17 protein-coding genes and 3 pseudogenes are annotated in these 18,705 nt (G+C 36.9%); 5 read left to right on the forward strand and 15 right to left on the reverse strand.

Features of this window, described 5'->3' with window-relative positions:
* The 8 genes and pseudogenes from F601_RS13005 to nrdI form a co-directional block, all read right to left on the reverse strand.
* Positions 1–173, reverse strand: a pseudogene (locus tag F601_RS13005) (IS5/IS1182 family transposase); the annotation flags it as partial.
* A 599-nt stretch (positions 174–772) separates the two neighbouring features.
* The gene (locus F601_RS0100625; protein WP_026183040.1) at positions 773–2,467 is read right to left on the reverse strand and encodes a hypothetical protein; all 1,695 of its coding nucleotides are present in this window, start codon (positions 2,465–2,467) and stop codon (positions 773–775) included.
* Between the two features lie 142 nt (positions 2,468–2,609).
* Positions 2,610–3,560: a class 1b ribonucleoside-diphosphate reductase subunit beta gene (gene nrdF, locus F601_RS0100630; RefSeq protein WP_026183041.1), complete on the reverse strand. Its 951-nt coding sequence runs from the start codon at positions 3,558–3,560 to the stop codon at positions 2,610–2,612.
* A gap of 59 nt (positions 3,561–3,619) precedes the next feature.
* Positions 3,620–3,946 carry a metal-sulfur cluster assembly factor gene (locus tag F601_RS0100635; protein WP_018163752.1) on the reverse strand — a complete coding sequence of 109 codons (327 nt, stop codon included), beginning with the start codon at positions 3,944–3,946 and terminating at the stop codon, positions 3,620–3,622.
* Positions 3,947–3,956: 10 nt separating this feature from the next.
* Entirely contained in the window at positions 3,957–4,910 is a 954-nt protein-coding gene (locus tag F601_RS0100640) for a ribonucleotide-diphosphate reductase subunit beta (RefSeq protein WP_018163753.1), read from the reverse strand.
* A gap of 10 nt (positions 4,911–4,920) precedes the next feature.
* Positions 4,921–7,078, reverse strand: a pseudogene (gene nrdE, locus F601_RS12100) (class 1b ribonucleoside-diphosphate reductase subunit alpha).
* A gap of 20 nt (positions 7,079–7,098) precedes the next feature.
* Positions 7,099–7,455: a TehB-like domain-containing protein gene (locus tag F601_RS13670; protein ID WP_428835779.1), complete on the reverse strand. Its 357-nt coding sequence runs from the start codon at positions 7,453–7,455 to the stop codon at positions 7,099–7,101.
* 9 nt (positions 7,456–7,464) lie between these two features.
* A pseudogene (gene nrdI, locus F601_RS13675) lies at positions 7,465–7,902 on the reverse strand (class Ib ribonucleoside-diphosphate reductase assembly flavoprotein NrdI); the annotation flags it as partial.
* A gap of 158 nt (positions 7,903–8,060) precedes the next feature.
* Here nrdI and F601_RS0100655 point away from each other — a divergent pair.
* Both F601_RS0100655 and F601_RS0100660 read left to right on the forward strand, forming a co-directional pair.
* A complete protein-coding gene (locus tag F601_RS0100655; protein WP_018163755.1) occupies positions 8,061–8,732 on the forward strand; it encodes a Crp/Fnr family transcriptional regulator in 672 nt (223 codons plus the stop codon).
* Between the two features lie 46 nt (positions 8,733–8,778).
* Complete coding sequence (locus tag F601_RS0100660; RefSeq protein WP_018163756.1) at positions 8,779–9,120, forward strand: metal-sulfur cluster assembly factor; 342 nt, start codon at positions 8,779–8,781, stop codon at positions 9,118–9,120.
* 55 nt (positions 9,121–9,175) lie between these two features.
* Here F601_RS0100660 and F601_RS0100665 read toward each other — a convergent pair whose 3' ends face one another.
* The 7 genes from F601_RS0100665 to F601_RS0100695 all read right to left on the reverse strand — a co-directional run bounded on the left by F601_RS0100665 (position 9,176) and on the right by F601_RS0100695 (position 15,756).
* Complete coding sequence (locus tag F601_RS0100665; protein WP_018163757.1) at positions 9,176–9,802, reverse strand: ribonuclease P; 627 nt, start codon at positions 9,800–9,802, stop codon at positions 9,176–9,178.
* A gap of 106 nt (positions 9,803–9,908) precedes the next feature.
* On the reverse strand, positions 9,909–11,618 hold the full coding sequence (ilvD, locus tag F601_RS0100670; protein ID WP_018163758.1) for a dihydroxy-acid dehydratase: 1,710 nt from the start codon (positions 11,616–11,618) through the stop codon (positions 9,909–9,911).
* A 156-nt stretch (positions 11,619–11,774) separates the two neighbouring features.
* Entirely contained in the window at positions 11,775–12,428 is a 654-nt protein-coding gene (locus F601_RS0100675) for a Crp/Fnr family transcriptional regulator (protein WP_018163759.1), read from the reverse strand.
* A gap of 42 nt (positions 12,429–12,470) precedes the next feature.
* Positions 12,471–12,734 carry a hypothetical protein gene (locus tag F601_RS0100680; RefSeq protein WP_018163760.1) on the reverse strand — a complete coding sequence of 88 codons (264 nt, stop codon included), beginning with the start codon at positions 12,732–12,734 and terminating at the stop codon, positions 12,471–12,473.
* 15 nt (positions 12,735–12,749) lie between these two features.
* Positions 12,750–12,977 carry a heavy-metal-associated domain-containing protein gene (locus tag F601_RS0100685; protein WP_026183042.1) on the reverse strand — a complete coding sequence of 76 codons (228 nt, stop codon included), beginning with the start codon at positions 12,975–12,977 and terminating at the stop codon, positions 12,750–12,752.
* 79 nt (positions 12,978–13,056) lie between these two features.
* Complete coding sequence (locus F601_RS0100690) at positions 13,057–14,907, reverse strand: heavy metal translocating P-type ATPase (protein ID WP_018163762.1); 1,851 nt, start codon at positions 14,905–14,907, stop codon at positions 13,057–13,059.
* A gap of 270 nt (positions 14,908–15,177) precedes the next feature.
* Positions 15,178–15,756: a uracil-DNA glycosylase family protein gene (locus F601_RS0100695; protein ID WP_018163763.1), complete on the reverse strand. Its 579-nt coding sequence runs from the start codon at positions 15,754–15,756 to the stop codon at positions 15,178–15,180.
* Positions 15,757–15,941: 185 nt separating this feature from the next.
* On the opposite strand from F601_RS0100695, the gene F601_RS0100700 reads away from it, so the two are divergent.
* From F601_RS0100700 to F601_RS0100710, 3 genes are read left to right on the forward strand one after another with little or no spacing between them, the layout of a single operon-like run.
* Positions 15,942–16,667: an ABC transporter ATP-binding protein gene (locus tag F601_RS0100700; RefSeq protein WP_018163764.1), complete on the forward strand. Its 726-nt coding sequence runs from the start codon at positions 15,942–15,944 to the stop codon at positions 16,665–16,667.
* A complete protein-coding gene (locus tag F601_RS0100705) occupies positions 16,664–17,848 on the forward strand; it encodes an ABC transporter permease (protein WP_018163765.1) in 1,185 nt (394 codons plus the stop codon). The genes F601_RS0100700 and F601_RS0100705 overlap by 4 nt, the downstream gene beginning before the upstream one ends.
* Before the next feature lie 25 nt (positions 17,849–17,873).
* Entirely contained in the window at positions 17,874–18,512 is a 639-nt protein-coding gene (locus F601_RS0100710) for a TetR/AcrR family transcriptional regulator (protein ID WP_018163766.1), read from the forward strand.
* Positions 18,513–18,705 lie beyond the last annotated feature (193 nt).

Genomic DNA, 18,705 nt, shown 5'->3' on the forward strand with positions numbered 1-18,705 from the left:
AGCATAGCCGGATGGAAGGCTGGTCGGCCAGTATGAGACTTTTCTTCCAGTAAAACATGATTAGGGATACTGTCCACGAAAAGACTGATGAGTCTAACTTCATGGTTCATGGGAATATCGTAAGCAAGATTTAGTTCCAAACTTAACTGATTTGTGTTATACTCTTTATACATAGTCATGGCTTTCTAATTGTTTTGTCGTTATTATAATTATAAACCATGACATAGGAAAACGAGCATCTCCAACTGCGGAAATGCCCGTTTTTTTTGTGTTCTGAAGCTAGTTTTTGCCCAGCCTCAAGGGTACCCTTACCCCATATTTTGTTTCTATCATTATATCATGATTTAACCATATGTAATAACCGCTTTTCACGGTGAAATAAAAATAATTGTCTCGTCCGTCTTTGGCGTTTTTTTGTTGAGCTATATTTTTGATATTTCCATCTAAAATTATTGGGCAAAAAATTGGGCAAACTACGCTTAATTTTGCTAATTATTGCTTATCTAAGTTGATTTGTATCATAAATGTTCAAAAAAGAAAAAGCCTTATAAAATAAGACTTTTGATGGTATTAGTAACATTATTTTATCATTTTTTGGTGCAGAAAGTTATGGCTCGTCACATTCAACCATTGAATTGTAGCCATTATATTATTTCCTTCTTACTTGTTTTCATCAAAAAAGCCGTCAAAACGGCTTTGGTTTGTCATTATTATAGCAAAAAAATGTCTTCTTGTCGCGGGTGTGATGTCAGTTTAGTCTCTGTTTTCATACTTACCTTTGCCTAAGAAACTTAAGTGTACCACTTACTAATATAAGTAACCAAGTCAGTACCGTAATGACTATCATTCCTTGTTCAACACTGTCCATCTTATAGGAAAGGACCAAGCTGTTTTTAGCCTTTGGTATCTGTTTGACAGTCGGCGTACCGATGGCGCTTAATTGTAACGAGCCATGATTCAATTTCTCACCATTAAGCTCAAGGAGGGTATTCTTGTAGACGATTACTGGCACTTCTATCTCTTTATTTGAATCACCTTGCCATTCTAATATTAAACCTTCCTTGCTGACGGTCTTTGTAAAATCCTTGTTTTGGATGACTTTAGCAATATAGTCGTCATAGTAATCTGTTGCTGGCTTAGGAGAGCCATATTGTGGCAAATAGTCAGGTGTCCCTTTGGCAACTAGCTCCAAAGCTCTGCTTTTATCCGAATCATAAAAGGACTTCTTAATAGTTTCACTATCACCAGTAAAGACAACCTTGTAGCGATTAAGAATAAAATGCTCTGCAGAATTCCAATCAAGAACAGCTGTCGCAGATAAAATGGTTGGCTGTATTACGCTTACAGCAAGAATAATCATCAATACATTTCTTAACTGCTTCTTCTGCAAATGACTTGAACTAATAATCTTTAAGCTCAAATAAATGGCAATTATGGATACCGGCACGAAAAACCTAAAGGGGAACTGAATTAACTGCGCCACAGGATTTTCATTTGCAATCAGATAATCCCAAGGAATGATACTAGTGGTCAGCAGCAAGAAGACAGTCATGACCCAAAACCAAGTCTTCGTGGCTGAATCCGTCTGATTCCACTTTCTCGCAAAGTAGGTATAGATAAGCAGAAAGATGGGAATCAATGTTATAGGATTGAGCAGCCAGTAGTAACTATTGTGATTAATGGTATTGAGGCTCATGAGCTGATTGACCCGAGGACTGATAAGGACATTATCCTTTAGCACAAAGAGATAAGACCCCCATATATTTAGAGTCAGACCAAAGAAGTGCACAATCTCACGACAAAGTTTTTTCAAGAAGTCTAGCTTTTGTTTATTTTGGAAAAATGCTTGCGCAAAGAAGGGAAGATAAATCAACACCAAAATGAGTGAAGACAGCATGTGAGTCTGGACCATCATGGCCGTATAAATGCCCAAGAGGTATTTGGGAACTTGTTTAGTCTCATTAAGTTCAAAAAGGAGGGACAGAGCTAAGGGCAAAAGAGCTGCGCCCCAGCTAGTAAAGCCCTGCCTGATGGTCCAATACTGGATAGCATAACTGGAGATGTACAGAATAGCTCCTATGAAAGCATACTTCTTACTTAACTTACTCTTCAATATAAAGATGTACATAGAAAGCCCAGCTAGGTTATACAAAACCAAGTTGGACAGGACTTGATAAGAAAACCAATTCTTACTCAGCAGCACCAAAAATCCATGAAAATAGGCTAGAAAGGGACCATAGAGAGCATTGACTATCCGACCCGACTGCTGAAAACCATAAATGGAGATATGATAATTAAAATTGAAATGCTTGATTTGCTGGGCAGTATCATAAAAACGATTGAAATGAAAGATAGAATCGGACCCCAGAATCATATTACCAGAAAAGACCTGAGGCAAAATGAAGATAAGGGAGACGAGAAAAATCAGCAACAAATAAGTCCTATGATACTTTAACAACTTCCTCACATTTACTCACCCCCGTCCTTGGCAATTCTAACTATTTTTCTTAGCAAAAAAGCCGTCAAACGGCTTTGGTTTGCCTATATTATAACAAAATCAGGCTTGAAAGTCTTGGGATTTTTCAAGAAGGAATAATCAACTTTTATTTTTAAAAATCGTAGTCTTCCTCTAACATTTCTTCTGCTTCACCCATAAGATAACCAGCTCCTACTTGTGAGAAAAAGTCATGATTAGCCGTTTCGATGGAGATTCCATTCATCACAATAGGATTTACGTCACTTGCAAAAGCATCATCAAAGTAAATACCAAATCCCATATTTTGAAGAGATTTATTAGCATTATATTTTACAAATGTTTTGATATCCTCAATAAGACCAATTTCTTTATACACTTCCTCAGTATAGGCAAACTCATTCTCTAGAAGTTCTTCTAAAAATTCATACATCCATTTTGTGAAATCTTCTTGTTCTTCTGGATCTAATTCTTCAAAATCTTGTCGAAATTTATAACCAAGATATGTACCATGGACCGATTCATCTCGAATAACTAACTTAATAAGTTCGGCTAAGTTAGCTAACTTATTTTGCCCCCGATACCAAAGCGGAATGAAGAAATTACTATAATACAAAATACCTTCAAAGAAGACACTCGCCACTTTGATTTGCATGGGAGTTCCATTTTGATAGACTTCATTGATTTTTTGAACCTTTAACTGCATCTTTTTATCATTGTTCATCCAGTCATAGATTTCCTCAATCTCTTTAAACGTATTAAGAGAGATTAGGATTGTTCCATAAGTCTTAGCGTGAATAGACTCCATAAAAGTAAAATCACTTAAAACCGCCTTCTCTTTTTGCGTCCTTGCATTTTTCTTTAATGCGTACAATCCTTCTTCAGATTGTAGTGTATCTAGTAAGGCAAGTCCACCTACGGCCTTCTTTACAACCCCTTTTTCCAAATCAGTTAGCTGTTTCCAATCCAAAAGATCATTTGAAACAGGTACCCTTGTATCTAGCCAAAATTGTGCAGTTGCTTTATCCCAGACATATTCATCTAGTTCTTCCTCAACGAGCTGCCAATTCATTGTTTTGTGTATCATATTCTTTCCTTTCAAATTTTTGATAGATTTTAATGTATAAACTGGTTTATCAATCATTATCAACGAATTCCTAAAGCGATACGTGCGTAGCGACTCATTTTTTTCACTGACCAGACTGGTTCCCATACCAATCTCACATCAATCTTAGTTATCTCAGGAATAGTTTTCAGTGCATCATGAATCTGATCTGTAATAAGATCTGCCAAAGGACATCCCATTGTTGTTAGTGTCATGTCAATCTCCGTTGCTCCATCTTCTTGAAATCTAATATCATAAACAAGACCCAAATTTATAATATCAATTCCAAGTTCTGGATCAATCACAGAATGTAAGGACTCAAAAATAGCTTCTTTAATCGTAGATGTCTTAATTTCTGTGTAACTCATCTATTCCCCCCTAAAAGTCATAATCAGATTCTTCCATAAATTCTTCGCTATTAGATGTTGATTTATTACTATGAGTAGTTAAATCATGTCGACGTAAATCATCCAAACGATGATTGATTTCAACCAATGACTTCTTATCAAACTGAAAGATTTCTTCAAGTCCAACACTAGTAAGAATATGGTTAGCCTCTTGTTTTATTAAGTTTGTGGCTAACATTTCACTATCTTCTAAATGATAGAAGTCATTAATTAATCGAATGGCCGACCTTACAAAATAGTCAACAATATACTGACACCACCCTTTAAATTGCTCAACTTCTTCTGAGCTTACTTCAGTTAAGAGAAGTTTTACTTTATGACTAAGGTAATAACAATGCAAGGACTCATTGCGTATAATCATTTCCAACATACTGCCAAGATTGTTAAATCCTTTTTTAAGCCACAATTCAAGGAGGTAGGAAAGATAGGCATAGTTTAGAAGACCTTCAACACACATAGCCATAAAACGTTTTTCTATTGGATTTATCCCTTGATAAGTAGCGTCAATAACATGTAAATATTCTTTTACTCGAGATTCATTATCAACCCATTCAAACTCTTCTTTGAGATTGATTCCCGTATTAAAAGCAAGCAATATTCGGTTAAAAGCTTTGGTGTTAACCATTTCCATAAATTGTATATTGTTTAAAATAGCAATCTCTTGTTGAGAACGCTCACTGTTTCGAATAATTTCACCAGCCTCTATTGATTGATAGGTGGAAAGATTCGTTAAAAGAATTAATAACAAATTAAGTTGCTCCTGTTCTTGCAAACTTAACTTTTCCCACTGTTTGAGATCATTCTCAATTGGAATTCGAGTATCTAACCAGAAAAGTGAAGTTGCCCTCTCCCATACCGCATTATCTAGTTCATCTTCAATAACATTCCAGTTAATTGCTTTATAATATAAATAGTTGTTTGACATATTACCTCCTTTAAATCATACAAGACTCGCAATTATTAACACTGTTAAATTCATCATCTTCAGTGTAAGTACGTACATAGTAAAGTGACTTAATTCCTTTTGTCCAAGCATAGTTACGAAGACGATTAAGATCACGAGTCGTTAACTTTGGATTCTCCGGATCTTTCCATTCATAAATCCAGTCTGGTAAAACCGAACGCATGAAGAGCGTTAGGCTCATTCCTTGGTCAATGTGTTGTTGTGCCTTAGCATAGATATCAATAATTTTTCGTTGATCCATATTGTAAGCTGTTTTATAGTATCCCAGAGTTTCGTTTGATAAGTATGGAGCAGGATAGAAGATCGAACCAACCTTTTTTTCTTGACGGTTTTCAATTAATTGAGTAATTGGATGAAGGGATGCACTGGTCTCATTGATATATGAAATGGAACCGTTAGGAGCAATCGCTAATCTGTTTCGATGATACAAACCATCTCGTATGATATCCTCTTTTAATACCTCCCAGTCTCCAACAGTTGGCAATAAAATATTTTTAAAGGCTTCTGCTACTTTTTCAGATTTGAAGCAAAATTCCTCTTCTAAATAGTTGTCAAAATAGCTACCATCAGCATAACGAGAAAATTCAAAATCATGGAAAGTTTCATTCTTTTCTACTGCAATTTGATGACTTGCTTTTAAAGAATAGAAGTTCATTGCCAGGAAGAAAGCATCTACGAATTCTAATGCTTCATCAGATTCATAATCAATACCATTAAGAGCTAGAACCGTGTGAAGTCCCATTGCACCTAAGCCAATCGTATGATATAGAGCATTTCCTTTTGATACAGTTGGCACTTCTTCGATTGCACCTTTATTAGTAACAGTCGTAAGGGCACGCACTGCATATTCGATGGACTTCCCAAAATCGTGGGACTTCATGAGATTTACCATATTCATAGAGCCAAGATTACAAGAAATATCTGTACCTACTTGATTATAGGTCAAATCTACATTTAATACAGATGGTTCCTGAGGTTGAAGAATTTCTGAACAAAGGTTGCTCATGATAATTTTCCCTTTTACAGGGTTTGTCCGATTAGCTGTGTCAATATTTAGGATATATGGGTAACCAGATTCTTGCTGCAAACGTGAAATTTCCTGTTCTAATTCACGAGCATTAATCACAGTTTTTTCTATCTCATCATTTCCCACCATATTGTCATACTCTTTTGTCAGGTCAACATACGAAAATGGGACACCGTAAACTCGCTCAACGTGATAAGGATTAAAAAGATACATGGGTTCGTTTGTTTTTAGTAGCTCATAGTATTTGTCTGGTACAACTAATCCTAGTGATAATGTCTTAACGCGAATCTTCTCATCAGCATTTTCCTTTTTAGTAGATAGAAAGCCTAAAATATCTTGGTGGAAGACGTTAAGATAAACTACTCCCGCACCATTCCGTTGACCAAGTTGATTACTGTAGGAGAAAGAATCCTCTAACAATTTTCATAACTGGCAACACACCTGAAGAAGCATTCGCAATTTCTTTAATCGGTGATCCTGTTGCACGTAGATTTGATAAATTTACTCCTACGCCTCCGCCAATTCTTGAAAGCTGCAAAGCAGAGTTGATGTTTCGTCCAATAGATAGCATAGAATCATCAACATCAATAAGGAAACAGGAAACCATTTCGCCACGTCTTTTCTTTCCTGCATTCAAAAATGTTGGAGTTGCTGGTTGGTACCTTTGAGAAATCAGTTCCTCTAACAACTTAAAAGCTAATTCTCTATCTCCGTTAGCAAGATAAAGAGCATTAAATACTACACGATCCTCAAAGTTTTCCAAATAATATTTCAAATCGTTTGTCTTCATTGCATATTGATTATAGAATTTATAAGCTGCCATGAAACTTTTAAACTTGAATCCGTAGTTATAGGCAAAATCAAAGAGTTCCTTAACAAATGCTCTGCTATTTTCACCATAAGAATCAATGATACTTTCTTCAATATAATCATGTGCGATAAGATAATTTAGTTTTGCATCAATGTTATCGAAGGACTTCAAATTATTTTTAATTTCGGTATTTAAATATTCGTATAGCGCTTCTTTGTCGTAGTGCAAGGGAATCTGCCCTTCCACTGGCACATTTAACATATTGTTAAGAATAAAGTAATCTTGTGTCATTTAATTTTTCCTTTTCTTATTTATATTCTTGCTCCACCAAGTGGGGAATATTCTGACTGTTTAGCTAATAAATCCTCTTTTTGACAATAAAACTCAATATAGAATTCAAGATCTTCAGTAAGAGGAGCTATCTTATGCCAGGCTTGTGGTTCAACAAATGGAGGTTGATTTTCACAATTAAAAACATGTTCTGCAATAACTTGTCCGTCTTCTTTTAGCTCATAAAACTTCAATTCTCCCGAAAGAATTGTCATCTTTTCCCAAGTCCCGCTCTTGGTATTATGTCTATGACGTAAAGCATGCAGAATTGTAGTGGCTGTCATGTTTGGCAACCGTCTATATGAAACAAGTTCTGAACTATATCTCCACTCTATCATTCTCGTATTTAATCTATGAGCAATTCGTTTTATGTCTTCCTCAGTACCTCTCAACTCAAATTCATCTAGCACAGGAAAACCAAATTCTTCAGAATATTGATGAGCTGTAAGACAGAATTGTTTATTAAAATTTCGATTCCCACTCCCAATAATTCCAAGACAGCATTTGCTATTATCTTTATGAGCGATAAGATTACGCAATGGAGTCGTTAAAATTTCAACATCCCCCGTATCAAGACCATTCCCCCCCTCAAGATAGGCAGGCAGAAATGCAAAATAGGGTTCATCAATTATGAATGTCGAAGGTACACCACTTTTGACCAAGTCTTTTACATTTATATAATTCAGGCTTTCTTGAAATTCTTCTTGTAGGTACCTATCCAGCCTTTCGAGAAAACTAGTTGTATTTCCACTTAGACTGATGTAGTATACTTGGATAGTTTGCATTTTGTTCTCCTATTGTGTATAATATCTATATATAGTGTTTTAATATTGTTCCAAACACTATATATGGTATTTATATTATATATAATCCCTAACTAAAAAAAATTGACAATAGTCAAGTTTTTTTGAAATTATTTATTATTTTTAGAGAGATAAAATATATGGCTAATATAGGATGTGTTCATAGAGTTCCACTTTTCAGTAACCTTGCCAAGGATGAACAAAGCGGTGTTCAAAATCTATTACATCACAAAACATTTCAAAAAGGGGAGATAGTATTTTCTCCTGACAGTCAAGAACAATTATCTATTGTTTCCGTTGGGGCTATGCGAATTTATAAATTAAGCAGAACAGGTAAAGAACAGCTCATACGTATTGTAAGAGAAGGTGAGTACGATGGAGAGAATTATCTCTTTGGTCTTACAAATGAAACTCTTTATGCCGAAGCTATAAAAGAAACAAAAATCTGTATCCTTTTTAAATCTGACTTCAATAAGCTAATTGAGCTATACCCTCAACTTGGATGTAAATTACTTCAATTAAATGCACTAAAGTCCTTAGAAGTCGAAAAGCAGCTTCAGCTTTTAGCAATTGATCATATCGAGGATCGCTTAGCCTCTTATCTAAGTCAATTGTCTTCTTTGCCAACTATTATTGACAATGAGACGGTGACTGTACCAATCTCAATGAAGGAATTAGCAAGTTATTTAGCTACTAGCCCAGAGTCTATCTCCCGGAAACTAAAAGGATTTCAAGAAAAAGGATTAATAAATAGAAAAGGTAAAAAAATCCAGCTATTAAAATCATTTTGGGAAGAGTTCGATTTCTTATAATTAACTTACCAATCACATTAACTTTTATACTTTAGAAAGGTTTCTTATGCGCGAAGATATAAGATTAAATGAGAGAGCAAAAGAATTGGCTCCTCAAATCAAAGCAAAATTACTAACCGTCATTGATCCAGAATTAGAACTAGATATTTATAATTTGGGCTTAGTCTATGAAATTGATGTCAATGAAACAGGACATTGTAGGCTTGTTATGACTTTTACAGAAACCAACTGTGGCTGTGCTGACACGTTGCCAATTGAGGTTGCTGATAAAATCAAAGAAATTCCTGAAGTTGCTTCAGCTGAAGTTATTGTCACCTATAATCCCGCTTGGAAAATGACTCGTATCAGCCGATTCGGACGAATCGCACTGCGTATCAGTCCTTGGTAATCTCGAAAATAATAAAAAAGGTAGATATGCTAATTAACATGCATATCTGCCTTTTTTATTTTTTTGTTACCTCATAATAAGGTAAAAGTTCATTGAAAGCTTTATACAATTCATCAAGAAATTGTTCCATTGTTTGTGTATCATCATAAATTACATCTTTTTTCACTAGAACCTTTCTAACCTGGGCATTGTTAACACTCTGGATTAACATTTGACGATTCTCTTCAGTTCCTTCAATCTTAGAACTAGTACCATCTTTCTGTACAATGTAGTACAAGGGTGAAGAAATTGGAATACTAAGTACCTTATTTTGCTTCCTTAAACTTTCTTCAGACCTTTTCCTTTCAATAAAACTTACTTCTACAGAAATTCCAAAATTATTATAGTTGCCAAAGAGACGTATTGCCATTGCAACATCATCAGGATGATCAGATGGTAGACGATAATAACACCAAAAATGCGGTCGACAATACTGAGCTTGATTCATCCACTGACTAACCCGCTCTGCTCTAAAAGGACCTACCCGTTCAGCCAAAGATTGACTTAAAAGGGTAAACTCATTCCTTGAAGACTGTGCTAATTGTCGTAGATTACTCATTGTTTCTGTAAGGTTCCCTGCTTTTTCTGGCTTGACATATTTCATCCCCTGGTAAGGAAGATATTTCTTTAAACTTTCGAGCATGCATCTCTCCATTACAATGAATCATTAATGACTATAAAAATATTAATAGCATTATAAGTCTTATTGTTTACTGAGGGTATTAATTAAGAGACAAAATACTGACTATTTATGATTTACCACTACGATCCATATTCCAAAAATCTGTCACAGCACCCTTAGAGGCAGAAGATACAGTATGAGCATATTTACCCAGAACTCCACGACTGAATAGCGGAGGAATGACAGTTGTTTCCTTGCGGGCTGCTATTTCTTCATCAGAAACATGCATGGTGATTTCTTTGGTATCTTGGTCAACTGTTACCATATCACCAGTTTGGAGATAGGCGATAGGACCGCCATCCTGAGCTTCAGGAGCAATGTGTCCAACGACCAAGCCATAGGTACCACCTGAGAAGCGCCCGTCAGTCAAAAGGGCAACCTTGTCACCTTGACTCTTACCAACAATCATAGAAGAAAGGGAAAGCATTTCTGGCATACCTGGTCCACCTTTAGGACCTACATAACGGACAACAACAACGTCGCCGTCCACGATGTCATCTGAAAGTACCGCATCGATAGCAGCTTCTTCTGAGTCAAAGACCTTAGCAGGACCCGTATGGTTACGAACCTTAACACCTGAAACCTTAGCTACGGCACCTTCAGGAGCCAAGTTACCTTTAAGGATAATCAGCGGACCATCCGCACGTTTTGGATTTTCCAAAGGCATGATAACCTTTTGACCTGGTGTCAAATCAGCAAAGTTTTCTAAATTTTCAGCTACTGTTTTACCTGTACATGTGATACGGTCTCCGTGGAGGAATCCGTTAGCCAAGAGGTAGCGCATAACCGCTGGCACGCCACCAACATTGTAAAGGTCTTGAAAAACATATTGTCCAGATGGTTTGAGGTCTGCCAAGTGGGGGACACGCTCTTGGAAGTCATTAAAATCTTCCAAAGTCAAATCAACATTAGCAGCATGGGCAATAGCCAAGAGGTGAAGAGTTGCATTGGTTGAGCCACCTAGGGCCATAGTAACGGTGATAGCATCTTCAAAGGCTTTGCGTGTCAAGATATCAGATGGTTTGAGACCCATCTTGAGCATGTTGACGACAGCGCGGCCAGCTTCTTCGATGTCTGCTTTTTTCTCAGCTGATTCCGCAGGGTGGGAAGATGAACCAGGTAAACTCATACCTAAGACTTCAATTGCTGTTGCCATGGTGTTAGCCGTGTACATACCTCCACATCCATCAGGGCCAGGACAGGCATTGCACTCGATAGCGCGAACCTCTTCAGCGGTCATATCGCCATGGTTCCATTTACCGATTCCTTCAAAGACAGAAACCAAGTCGATGTCTTTCCCGTTGAGATTATCAGGTGCTATCGTTCCGCCGTAGGCAAAGATGGCGGGGATATCCATATTAGCAATGGCAATCATGGAACCAGGCATGTTCTTATCGCAACCACCAATAGCAACAAATGCATCCACATTGTGACCACCCATGGCAGCTTCGATAGAGTCAGCGATGATATCACGAGAAGTCAAAGAGAAACGCATGCCTTGGGTACCCATAGCAATACCGTCAGCAACAGTGATGGTTCCATATTGGACTGGCCAGGCTCCCGCATCTTTTACACCTTCCTTAGCCAATTTACCGAAGTCATGCAAGTGCATATTACACGGTGTATTTTCAGCCCAAGTTGAAATTACACCAACAATAGGTTGCTCAAAACTTTTATCTGTCATGCCAGTAGCTCTTAGCATAGCACGGTTAGGCGATTTTACCATACTATCATAGATACTTGAGCGATGACGAAGATTTCTATCTATTTGAGACATACTTTATCCTCCACTATTTTTATTCCACCTCACAAAATTTAGATAAATAACTATGAATGATCTAAAACTTGGTAAGAGTTAATTTATTTTATCACAATTAATATATTGTTTGTAAGAGAATCTATTATGTATACTAAGATTTCCTATCATTATACTTCATAAATCAAGTAGTTCATCCCCATCGAGGATACTAATTTTTCTTCCTGACCGTTCAATATAACCATTATTCTCAAGGTACTTAAACTTTCTAGAAAGAGTTTCTGGAGTCGTTCCTAAATATTGAGCAATGTCCTTCATTTTCATAGGGAGGCTGATTTGATGACAACCATTCACCTTTGATAAATCTAAAAGATAAGTTGCTAAGCGTTCCTCAACACGCTCCATAGATAGAAACTGAGCTTGTTTCTCCACTTGAACCATTTTTTGAGCACTCAACTCAAATAGTTTAAGAGCAATCTGTGGGTTCCTAAGCATCACGTGATTGAAAGCTTGTTTGCTCAAGCTACAAATTTCAGTTGCTTCGAGAGCTTCACCAAAAAGTATCTCGTTTTTTATACCAAACAACTGATTTTCACCCTCATAGCTACCCGGTTCAACAACTCGTAAAAGTTGTTCCTTACCATTCGGAGACAGTTGATAGACTTTCATACTTCCGCGAGCTACAATATCTAGTTTTTCATCTCCTGGTTTGAAAATAATCTCATTTTTTTTAAATTGTCGATGTCTCGCCAATTGATTGATTTCAATCTGCTCATCTTCTGACAGATAATTAAATAATGGTACAAGTGTTACGCAAAGATGTTGAACCATGGATAACCTCTTTCTAATTGACGAAACCTACTCTTGAGATAATTAGACAAATTGTTTTAAGAGCTGATAGGTTTTAGTAAATGTCTCACAAACATCATCTGGAATCGCAAAATCTTTTGTAACACCCCTCAGTTCCGAAAATTCATTTGATAGATCCATATTATTACCCTGAATTTTATGCTGAATTGTTTCATAAAGTTTGCGAACTTCAAAAACTTCTGGATGATTTTTACCATGAGCTTTTGTGATAGCATTAGTATATAAATCAAGCATCTCATCATTTGCTTCAAAAAATTGTTTTAACATTACAACTTCCCCCTATTATTTTTCTGATGCTTTTAGAACATCATAGCCAATTGCTCGTACTGCATTCGCAATTTCTTCAATATTTGTCAGACTTGTATCAAAATTTGCTTTTGCCTTGCTAGCGTTGAAGAGAACCTTAACACTGTCCCTATCAACACCTGCCACACTTTTAATGGCTCCCTCAATTTTTTGCATACATGTAGGACAAGCCAGTGTTTCAAGCTGTAGTATAGCTTTTTTCATCATCTTTACTTCCTTTCCTTATTATATCTTTAGTATAGTACGATATTTAGAATAAAAAATTGATTTCTATCAAGAATCTCTATTTTCTTTTATATTTTAAAAGCCTCATAGCATTCAAAATAACTACGAGAATGCTACCTTCATGAACAAACATGCCAATAGTCATATTCATCCACGAACTTGAGAGAACGCTGATAAGAAGAACTACTACGACTAGCAATGCAATGAAGATATTTTCAATCATATTACGTCGTGTAGCTTTAGCCAATCCAATCGCATGAGGGATTCTGTGAAAATCCGAATTCATCAAAACAACATTTGAAGTTTCAATGGCAACATCTGTACCGTTTCCCATGGCAATTCCAATATCTGCCAAGGCCAATGATGGGCTATCATTAATACCATCTCCGACAAATGCTACTATTTCTCCACTTGCCTGACGTTTTCTTACAAATTCTGCCTTGTCTTCTGGTAGTAGATGACCATAAGCCTCGGTTAAGCCTAACTGATTAGTAACTAAATCAACTGTGCCTTGATTATCTCCAGACAATAGAATGAGATTTTTTACTCCCATATTCTTAAGCGTCTCTAAATCCTCCTTGACTCCTTGTCTAATCTGATCGCGAATCCCTACAACAAGAGCTATTTGTCCATCAATAGCAGTTAGGACAATTGAATTCCCTTCTGCTTCCATCCCTGCTATGTCGCTCTTCATCTGGTTAGTGAAAGGAATATTATATTGATTCATCAAATAAGAATTCCCTACGAGAACTTGGTGATTTTGAATACGAGCAACAACTCCCCCACCTTGAACGACTTCTGTTGAGTCAATTACCTCTACTACAGAACCTGAGTAATGGTTCACAATTGCTTTTGCGAGCGGATGATCTGATTCTCTCTCAACACTAGCCAGTAAGCTCTCAGCAAGACTCCTATCACTGCTATCGTAGATTGTCTGTGCAACCTGAGGGTTACCATAAGTTAATGTTCCTGTTTTATCAAATAGCATTGTATCAACTTTACTAAAGTTTGTAATGACATCACTACCCTTAAATAAAATACCATGTCGTGCGCCATTTCCAATCCCTGACACATTTGAAACTGGTACCCCAATAACCAGTGCACCAGGACATCCAAGAACCAAAATAGTAACGGCTAACTCAATATTGCGACTAATAAGCCAAACGAGAATAGCAAGCACCAAAACTGCAGGTGTATAGTATTTTGAAAATTGATCAATAAATCTTTCAGCTTTTGATTTGGAGTCTTGTGCTTCTTCGACTAATTCAATAATTTTCCCAAAAGTTGTATCTTCTCCAATTTTATCAGTACGAAGTTGTATGGTACCATTTTCGAGAATAGTACCAGCAAAAACTTTATCTCCTAGACCTTTAGAGACTGGAATAGGCTCACCTGTTATGCTAGATTCATTTGTGGTACCAGCGCCAAATATAACTTCACCATCAACTGGGATTTTACCACCTGTTTTTACTATAAGAATGTCACCTTCTTCAACTTCTTCAACCGACACCTCTTCAAAGTCACCATTGTGTGCTTTCCGAAAGGCAGTCTCTGGCACCAACTCGACAAGATTCTTAATTGCAGAACGTGTCTTGGCTAATGTTCTTTGTTCTAAGTATGCACCAAACAAGAAGAGAAAAGCTACAATAGCTGATTCTTCAAACTCTTTAATAACAAATGCCCCTAAAATAGCAAGAGTTACTAAGAGATCGATGCTAATTACCTTAACTCTAAGAGCTTGATAGGCTTGAACAAAAATTGGTAAACCGCCAACTAATGAAGCTACAAACAGTAGATAAGCTGATCCCTGCTCACTACTAAAAAACCATTTGGATGAAAAAGCAAGTATAATAAGAACACCAGTTATTGCTGTCAACCAATTCCGATAACGTGATAACCATTTTTGCATGATTTCTACCTCCTTTATTATCTCCAGTATAACCGAGCATAGAAATATAATAATTGATTTATATCAAGTTATATCAAGATTCAAGAAAACAAGAATACTTAGATATGTTTAATTGATTTTAGTGGAATTAAACATAAGATTATATTTTTACAATCTTATTAAGTTAAGATAGTCAATTCTAAAAGCGTCGAATATAAAAAGTAGCTTACCATTTTATGGTAAGCTGTTTAAAAATAATCCTCTGGATATTCCATTATATAATCCGAATCTCTACTCGAGAATTTCCTTAACATGCTCCTGCAAATCTGGAATAACCTGCTCTAGAAACCAAGGATTCTTGGACTGCCATATATTATTACGTGGTGAAGGATGTACTAGAGGGAAATACTCAGGTAAATATCTTTCATAATTCCTTACGGTATCAGTCAATTTTTCCGTTGATCTCTGTTTCAAATAGTATTGTTGTGCATAGGAACCAATCAAAAGAGTTAATTGTTTATTTGGCATGAGGTCTAATGTTTTCTTATGCCATTTCTTTGCAAATCCCTTTCTTGGAGGCAAATCCCCTGTTTTCCCTTTCCCGGGGAAATAATAATCCATTGGTACTACCGCAAAATATCCGGAATCATAAAAGTATTCTCTATCAACGCCTAACCACTCACGAAGTTTATCTCCACTTAAATCATTGAAAAATATACCTGATTCTTGGGCACGAATTCCCGGTGCTTGTCCTATGATTATAATTCGAGCAGTTTCTGGAGCAGAAAAAAGTGGTTTTATCCCTTTTTCTGTATATGAAATATTATCTTCATCGTACATTATTTCTTTTAAAAGTTTAGAATAGTTCATTCAAATCGTCCCTTCGCTTTATTATTATATTGTAGCATCTTTGTATGAAGGAAAAATTGATTCTTCTCAATTTTGTAAGCAAATTTCAATTTAAATTTAAAAAAGCACTTGACAAGTGAGTGATTACTCACTACAATAAAAGACAGTAAGTGAGTGGTCACTCACTTACTTAGAAAGAGGCTCTTATGGAAAAATTATTAGATTTACAAGCAATCTCTAAAAACTTTGGGCAGCAGCTTGTTCTCGACAAGATCAATTTTGACTTGATAGCTGGTCAAATTATCGGTTTAATCGGCCCATCTGGTGCTGGAAAATCAACCATGATTAAAACCATGCTTGGGATGGAAAAGGCGGACCAGGGAGAGGCACTTGTGCTAGGGCATCATATGCCCAACCGCTATGTCCTGGGAGAAATTGGTTATATGGCACAATCGGATGCCCTCTATGAAACATTGACGGGTTTTGAGAATCTGCAATTTTTTGCTCGGATGAAGGGACTGTCCCGCGCTGAGATTCCTGAAGCTATTAAACATGTCTCACAAGTTGTCGAACTAACGGAGCATCTCAATAAGTCCGTTTCAGGCTACTCTGGCGGTATGAAACGTCGATTGTCTTTAGCCATTGCACTTTTAGGGAATCCTAGACTCCTCATTCTTGATGAGCCAACTGTTGGTATTGATCCCGCTCTGCGCCGTAAGGTTGTTTGGAAGGAACTGCATCAATTAAGGGCTGAGGGGGTTGGCATATTGATTACCACCCATGTCATGGATGAGGCGGAGCTGACAGATAAGGTTGGACTGTTGCTTGATGGCAAAATGATTGCTTTTAACAGCCCCATTGCCCTTAAGTCATCATATGGTGTCAATACAGTTGAGGAAGTTTTCTTAAAAGCAGAGGGAGAATTAGAATGAAGATTTTGGCCATTTCAAAAAAAGTATTTCTGGAACTATTACGTGATAAACGAACCCTGGTCCTATTATTTATGGCGCCTGTTTTTATCGTGTGGCTCATGAATGCTGCTTTTTCCGCTAATACTGAAACAAATGTCAGCATCGCTGCCGTCGATGTTTCCGATAGTATTGTCAAATCCCTAGATGATGTGGAACATATCAAGGCCAAGGATTATAAAACAGAAAGTCAGGCAAATCAGGCTTTAGAAGATCAGACAGTCGATGCCGTTCTTATCTTCAAGGACGAAAACAACTACCAGGTAACTTATGCCAATACCGATCCTGGCAAAACAAACTTGACCCGTCGGGTCATAACGAGCACCCTCAAGCAAGCGCAAATTCAGGACCTAATCGAAAATCTCAAGAAGACACAAGAAGCCAGTGCTCAAGCTATTAAAAAGGCACAAAGCCAGGCTGGCAATTTACAAGCCGGCGATTCTAATGAAGCAAATATCGACCAAACTCAAACAGAAGAAATTGATAGTTCTCAAGCTGATGATATTCACCTCTCAGAACAATATATCTATGGAGATGAGGACACCACTTTCTTTACCAAAATGACTCCTATTCTGATGGGCTTCTTTGTCTTCTTCTTTGTTTTTCTCATCTCAGGGATGGCTCTTTTGAAAGAACGTACCACTGGAACACTGGATCGCCTCCTAGCCACACCAGTCAAGCGATCTGATATCGTCTATGGCTACATGCTGGCTTATAGTCTTATTGCAGCACTTCAGACAGTTGTTATTGTCTTATCAACCATCTGGCTCTTAGATTTGGAAGTTCTTGGCAATATAGGAGATGTCATCATTGTCAATATTCTTTTTGCGCTCGTCGCTCTGGCATTTGGTCTCCTGCTGTCCACTTTGGCCAAGTCCGAATTCCAAATGATGCAATTTATCCCGCTCATTATTACTCCGCAACTTTTCTTTTCAGGTATTATTCCTTTAGATTCTATGGCAGGCTGGGTGCAATCTATTGGGAAAGTACTCCCACTTTATTATGCTGGGCACGCCTTATCAAAAATTGTTCTGAACGGTACCAGCATTGTCCATCTTGGAAATGACCTACTTGTCCTTTCCTTGTTCCTAGTCATTTTAACAATTTTGAATATCGTTGGACTAAAACGCTATCGCAAGGTATAATAGAAAAGAAAAGAATGAGGTAATGATGGATAACAACACGATTTTGCATAGCTATCAGGATTGGCTGGAAGTACAAAAAATGCCGGCAGGAAAAAAGAAAACCTTAGCAGCCACGGTTGAGCTGTTTTCGCAGCAAGGTTATAATGGGACCTCTACTACCCAAATTGCAGAAAAAGCTGGCATCAGCCAGGCCACCATTTTTAAATATTTCAAAACAAAAGAGGAGCTTTTATCAGAAATTATTGAACCCCTCATCCCTGAGCTGAAAAAAGAATTTCTGCCAAAATTGCAGACCTATAGCAAGATTGAAGATGTTATTCACTTTATTGTTCAGAATCGCTTTCGTTTCTTAGCTCAAAATGCAGATATAATAAAAATAATACTTCAGGAAATCTTAGTTAATTCAGAACTACGTCAGAGTCTAATGGCTGCTATTCAAGATACTATTATTGATGATTTAAAAATGCAGCTAAGCCGGTTACAAAATGACAACCCCAATATTGTTACTTATCAGGAAGATTGTGAGGTTATCCGAACAGGCTTAGGACTCCTATTTGCATACTTTTTTCAACGATTTGTTCTTGAAATCTCAACACAGTCGGAGGAGGAAGATTTGAAGTGCATTGAAGAACAGCTTATTAAACTGATAACAACAAAAGTTTAATGAGATTATGTCTACTATTTTTCAAAAACACCAAAGGTTAGTATACTCGTGCGTAATAACGATGTATGTGATCCTCTGGTGTTTTTCTCATTATAATGGAGGCTGGGCAAAAACTAGCTTCAGAACACAAAAAAAACGGGCATTTCCGCAGTTGGAGATGCTCGTTTTCCTATGTCATGGTTTATAATTATAA

It is taken from the genome of Streptococcus henryi DSM 19005 (assembly GCF_000376985.1).
In the GTDB taxonomy this organism is placed as follows: Bacteria; Bacillota; Bacilli; order Lactobacillales; family Streptococcaceae; genus Streptococcus; species Streptococcus henryi.